At 63.2% G+C, this 4,785-nt stretch carries 6 protein-coding genes; all 6 read right to left on the bottom strand.

Annotated elements, in window-relative coordinates; genetic code table 11:
- Positions 1-830: IS1634 family transposase (locus tag ABSG20_RS31325; RefSeq protein WP_423868321.1), on the bottom strand; the 830-nt coding region annotated here is incomplete at its 3' end.
- Complete coding sequence (locus tag ABSG20_RS31330) at positions 742-1,632, bottom strand: IS1634 family transposase N-terminal domain-related protein (protein WP_423868322.1); 891 nt, start codon at positions 1,630-1,632, stop codon at positions 742-744. The genes ABSG20_RS31330 and ABSG20_RS31325, both read right to left, overlap by 89 nt.
- Positions 1,633-1,898: 266 nt before the next feature.
- The gene (locus ABSG20_RS31335; protein ID WP_423868323.1) at positions 1,899-3,467 is read right to left on the bottom strand and encodes a GMC family oxidoreductase; all 1,569 of its coding nucleotides are present in this window, start codon (positions 3,465-3,467) and stop codon (positions 1,899-1,901) included.
- 35 nt (positions 3,468-3,502) lie between these two features.
- Complete coding sequence (locus ABSG20_RS31340; protein ID WP_423868324.1) at positions 3,503-4,051, bottom strand: gluconate 2-dehydrogenase subunit 3 family protein; 549 nt, start codon at positions 4,049-4,051, stop codon at positions 3,503-3,505.
- Positions 4,052-4,102: 51 nt separating this feature from the next.
- Entirely contained in the window at positions 4,103-4,498 is a 396-nt protein-coding gene (locus ABSG20_RS31345) for a VOC family protein (protein ID WP_423868325.1), read from the bottom strand.
- 1 nt (position 4,499) lies between these two features.
- Positions 4,500-4,781: a c-type cytochrome gene (locus tag ABSG20_RS31350; RefSeq protein WP_423868326.1), complete on the bottom strand. Its 282-nt coding sequence runs from the start codon at positions 4,779-4,781 to the stop codon at positions 4,500-4,502.
- Positions 4,782-4,785 lie beyond the last annotated feature (4 nt).

Here is a 4,785-nt window from a genome sequence, read left to right on the forward strand (position 1 = left end):
TCGATGTCGACGACGCGCACGGACTTGAGCGCGGTCAGCGCCTCAGAGGCGGAGAGATCGAGACGCGCAGCCTTGAGTTTCTTTTCGATCGCACGATGCAGCAGGAACGCCAACGCGGCGACAAAGACGTGCGCCTGCGCCCGATCGTCTGTGCGGTGATAGACCGGCCGCATGTCGATGATGTCCTTGAGGCTGGCAAAGGCACGCTCGACATCTGACAGCTCCTTGTACAGCCGCACGGCATCGACCGCGGACAGGTTGGGCTCCTCGGTCTGGATGACGTACTTGCCTTCGTAGGCCTGCTCGCGTGGAAAGTGGACGGGGTGTTCGAAGAAGCGGAAGGCGCCGTCCTCGCAGGCCCAGTCGTAATAGCGATGACCGTGATTGCGGACGAGGATTCTCGCCGCGGCGGCGCCGATCTTGGCGGCGGCCTTGAGCCGGCCCTTGGCGACGCGGCGTTGCAGGGCTTCGAGCTTGATGCGCACGCGCTCCATCGCCTTGGCGCGCTGCGCTGTCTCGAAGCCCGCGCGTTCCTCGGAGTGGACGACGAACACGCGCACGCCAGGCTGGCTTGCGGCCACCTCCTGCACGAACGTCTTCGGCGCGTTCGCCCGCTCGCGCGTGGTGATGCCGGCTCTACATTCGGTCCACGGCCCGGTCGCGCTCTGGATGTAGTCGAACACTTCGCCGCTGCGCCTTCGATTGCGGCCGACGATGTAGCCGTGGCCGCCGCCGCGCAGCTCATCGAGGTTCTGGCTCGTCACCATGCCGCGATCGCCGACAAACACCACACGCTTGAGGCCGAAGCGCTGCTCGAGGTCGCGCAGCACATCGGGAACGGTGTTGGCATCGCGCCGATTGCCGGCGAAGACGTGATACCAGGCCGACCAGGATCTGCCGGTTGCGCGGCTTGTCGTCGCGGCTGTGGCCGTTCGCCCCGAGCTTCGGTGGTCCCTGGCCTTCGAAATAGGTCGAGGTCAGATCGTAGAACACCATATCGACCTGCAATGAGAACAGGTCGCGCAGCCGCACGAACAGCGCGTGTTCGAGCTGCGCCTTGCAGGCGAGCAACTGGTCGAGCGTACGATACCAGTGCTGCAATTGCCGCGCTTCGACTCGCACCCGCGGCGCCCGGCTGGCCTTGCGCTCGGCGTCGTCGCGCCATGCCGCGACGAAACGGCGACCGCGGCGATCGCAGACGAAATCGTTCTCCAACCACTGCGCCAGCGCATGCTCGCTCCCTGGCGCCGCCAATCGATTGGCGACCAGCACCAGCGCCCGGTCGCTGAGCGGCACCGCCTCGCGGCGATCAGACCGCGCAAACTCATCAAGCATCGCCTCGATGCCGAGTTCATTCCACATCGCACGCGCCACCAGCATCGGCCCCCAGTCCCACGCGCCGAGCGCGCCAACATCATCGCGCGCGACGCGGCCGTCATCAACCACCTCGCCATGCAGCAGCCGGCCGAGCTTGTTGAGATCGAGATGCATTTCCAAAAGATCGCGGCGACCGAGATTGATGACGGTGCGATGCCGCGTCTTGCCATCGTCATCCCGATAGGCTTCGACCACGCGGACGTATTCGCGCTTCACATCCTTGCTGACGTTCGCCCTGACCACCCGCAGGAACATAAGCCGGCCACCCGAGGCAACGGAAAAACATGTCCCTGCGATGATGCGCGATGTTCACCGCGATTCGCAATATGCGGTGGCAAAAATAGGCCGAAATCCCTGTCCCTACAAAATGGCGAAAATGACGACTCGCTTCTAATAATTTCAATCACTTACGGCGCTTCCCCCTCTCCGAAATGTCAAACATGGGCTAGCGCGTATGGGGTCCTCCCCCTCCCCGCCACGCGCGACGCGCGTGGGGGGAGGGGAGCTGGGCTAAATCTCGGCTAAATCTCCTTTCGCTGCAGGGCGCCGGCGATGTGATCGGCCTGCCTGACGGCAAGCGCCACGATCGTGAGCGTTGGATTGCAGGCCGCGCCCGAGGTGAACTGGCTGCCGTCGGAAACGAACAGATTCTTGATGTCGTGGGTCTGGCCGAACTTGTTGACGACACCATCCCTTGGCTTGGCGCTCATCCGGTTGGTGCCCATGTTGTGGGTCGAGGGATAGGGCGCGGTCGGATAGGTCACGGTGGCGCCGACGGCCTCGTAAACCGCGGAGCCCTGTTTGTAGGCGTGATCGCGCATCGCGAGGTCATTGGGGTGATCGTCGTAATGGACGCTGGCGACCGGCAGGCCGAACTTGTCCTTGGCGACGGGGTCGAGCGTGATGCGATTGGTTTCCTGCGGCATGTCCTCGCCGACCAGCCACATCCCGGCCATCCGCGGGTAGCCTTCCATCGCCGCCGTGAACGGACGGCCCCAGGCGCCGGGATTGAGAAACGCCGCCATGAAGGGTAGCCCCAGCGACAGCGTTTCCATCTCGTAGCCGCCCATGAAGCCGCGCGACGGATCGTGCTTGGCCTCGTCGCGGATGATGCCGGCCATGGTGGTGCCGCGGTACATGTGAACGGACTTGTCGAACACCGCATAGACGCTGCCGGTCATGTGACGCATGTAGTTGCGGCCGACCTGGCCGGAGCTGTTGGCAAGCCCGTCGGGGAAGCTATTGGAGGCGGAGTTGAGCAACAGCCGCGGGCTCTCGATCGAGTTGCCGGCGACCGCGACCACGCGCGCCTTCTGGCGCTGCGTGTTGCCGGCTTCGTCGGCATAGACGACGGCTGTGACCTTGCCCGAGGCATCGTGCTCGATCTTGAGCGCCATGCAGCCCGGACGCACCTCCAGATTGCCGGTGGCCTCGCCCTTGGGGATTTCGGCATAGAGCGTCGACCACTTGGCGCCGGACTTGCAGCCCTGGAAACAAAATCCGATCTGCTGGCATGAGCCGCGGCCGTCGCGCGGTTCGCTGTTGATCGCCATCCGGCCGGTGTGCACTTCCTTGTAGCCGAGTTTCCTGGCGCCGGCTTCCAGCACCTTGAAGTTGTTGTTGCCCGGCAATCCCGGAATGTTGTTGGTGCGGGTCACGCCCATCTTGCTTTCGGCCTTGGCGTACCACGGCTCCATCTCGGCCAGCGTGATCGGCCAGTCCAGAAGATTGGCGCCGGGCACGTTGCCGTAGGCGCTCTTGATCCTGAATTCATGCTCGTCGAACCGCAGCGAGGCGCCGGCCCAGTGCACGGTCGATCCCCCGACCGATTTGACGATCCAGGCCGGCAGGTTGGCGAAATCCTTCGCCACGCGCCAACTGCCGGACGTGGTGCGCATGTCGGTCCAGGCCAGTTGCGTAAAACTTTCCCATTCGTTGTTGATGAAATCCTGCAGTTCGGTGCGCGGCCCGGCCTCCAGGATCACGACCTTGATGCCTTTCTGGGCCAGCTCGTTGCCCAACGTACCGCCGCCGGCGCCGGAGCCGATGATGACGACGAGGCCGTCGTCGTTCAGATCAAATTTCGCCATTGTGTTCTCCCTCTGATTTTTTTTGCGCGAAGCCTTCAGACCTTCGGCAGCCAATCGATGTCGTTGAAACCGCGATTGATGTAACCGCCATGCTCGGCGGAGGAGCCCTCGTAGCCGAATTTCGGCCACAGCTCTTCCTGGTTGTAGAGAGAGACAACAAGATCGGAGCGAATCTTCTTGAAGAAATCGGTCGGCTCGATTCCTTGCAGCAGGACGACCCGGTCGGCTTCCCAGGGCACTTCAGCGTATTTCGCCTTGTGCCGATCCTGCGCGTCCTGATCGAGACGCCGGACGCCATCTTCGAGCAGCGCCTTGGTCGCAGGGTCCTTGGCCGCCTTGGCATCCCACGGCTTGATCGCCGTGATGTAATAGCTGTCGACCAGGAAATCGTGCGGATAAATGTCGCGCGCGACCTTGACCAGGGTCTTCAATGTCGCAGGCGAAAGCGCGGTCGCGTCGGCGGCCCACGCATCCGAGATGCCGACCCCGGCGCTGGCGGCTACGGCGACAACCGGCACCGCGGTGGTGGCGCCCTGCAGAAAGGTTCGGCGGCTGTATTTGCCTCGACGATCTACTTCTCTCATCGTTATCCTCCATTGAATGTTCTTTTGGTTCGGTCGGTTTTGCTGATTGGGTTAGCCGAAGCGGCCGCCTTTCTCGATCACTTCGATCTTGTAGCCGTCGGGGTCGGAGACGAAGAAAAAACGCGCCAGCGTCGCGCCGTCATGCTTGAAGTCGCGCTTGGGTCCCGGCTGCAATTCTTCCCGCTCGAAGCGGGCGTGCTCGGCATCGAGATCATCGACGACGACGGCGAGATGGCCATAGCCGTCGCCCGAAATGTACGGCTCCTTGCGGTCGAAATTCACCGTCAGTTCGAGTTCGAAAGGCGACGATGGATGGCGCAGATAGATCAGCGCGAAATCCGGAAATACCAGGCGGTCGGCGATGGCGAGCTCGAACGCGCGGGCGTAGAAGTCGAGCGACTTCTTTTCATCGCGCACGCGGATCATCGAGTGAACGGGTTTTGCCATATCAGTTCAATTCCTTGAGGTAGGCGATGATGGCGGCGCGGGTCTCGGCCTTGGCCTGGCGGTACGGCATCACGGCGCCGGGAACGACAGCCTGCGGATCGGTCAGCCACGCATCGAGCCTGCTCTCGTCCCAGGCGAAGTCGGCGCCAGCCAGCGCCGGCGAGTAGTGGAAGTCCTTGAACTTGCCGGCGGGCCTTCCGATCACCTTGACCAGGGGTGGACCCTGCCGGACGGGCTCGGAGAGATCGGTGGTGTGACAGGTGCCGCATTGCTGCTTGAACAGCGCG

This window comes from Bradyrhizobium sp. (assembly GCF_049512235.1).
Classification (GTDB): Bacteria; Pseudomonadota; Alphaproteobacteria; order Rhizobiales; family Xanthobacteraceae; genus Bradyrhizobium.

Bases quoted from the DNA above. Each gene is read 5' to 3' on its own strand.
- ABSG20_RS31335 (WP_423868323.1), bottom strand. From the start codon at position 3,467: ATGGCGAAATTTGATCTGAACGACGACGGCCTCGTCGTCATCATCGGC.
- ABSG20_RS31340 (WP_423868324.1), bottom strand. From the start codon at position 4,051: ATGAGAGAAGTAGATCGTCGAGGCAAATACAGCCGCCGAACCTTTCTG.
- ABSG20_RS31345 (WP_423868325.1), bottom strand. From the start codon at position 4,498: ATGGCAAAACCCGTTCACTCGATGATCCGCGTGCGCGATGAAAAGAAG.
- ABSG20_RS31330 (WP_423868322.1), bottom strand. From the start codon at position 1,632: ATGTTCCTGCGGGTGGTCAGGGCGAACGTCAGCAAGGATGTGAAGCGC.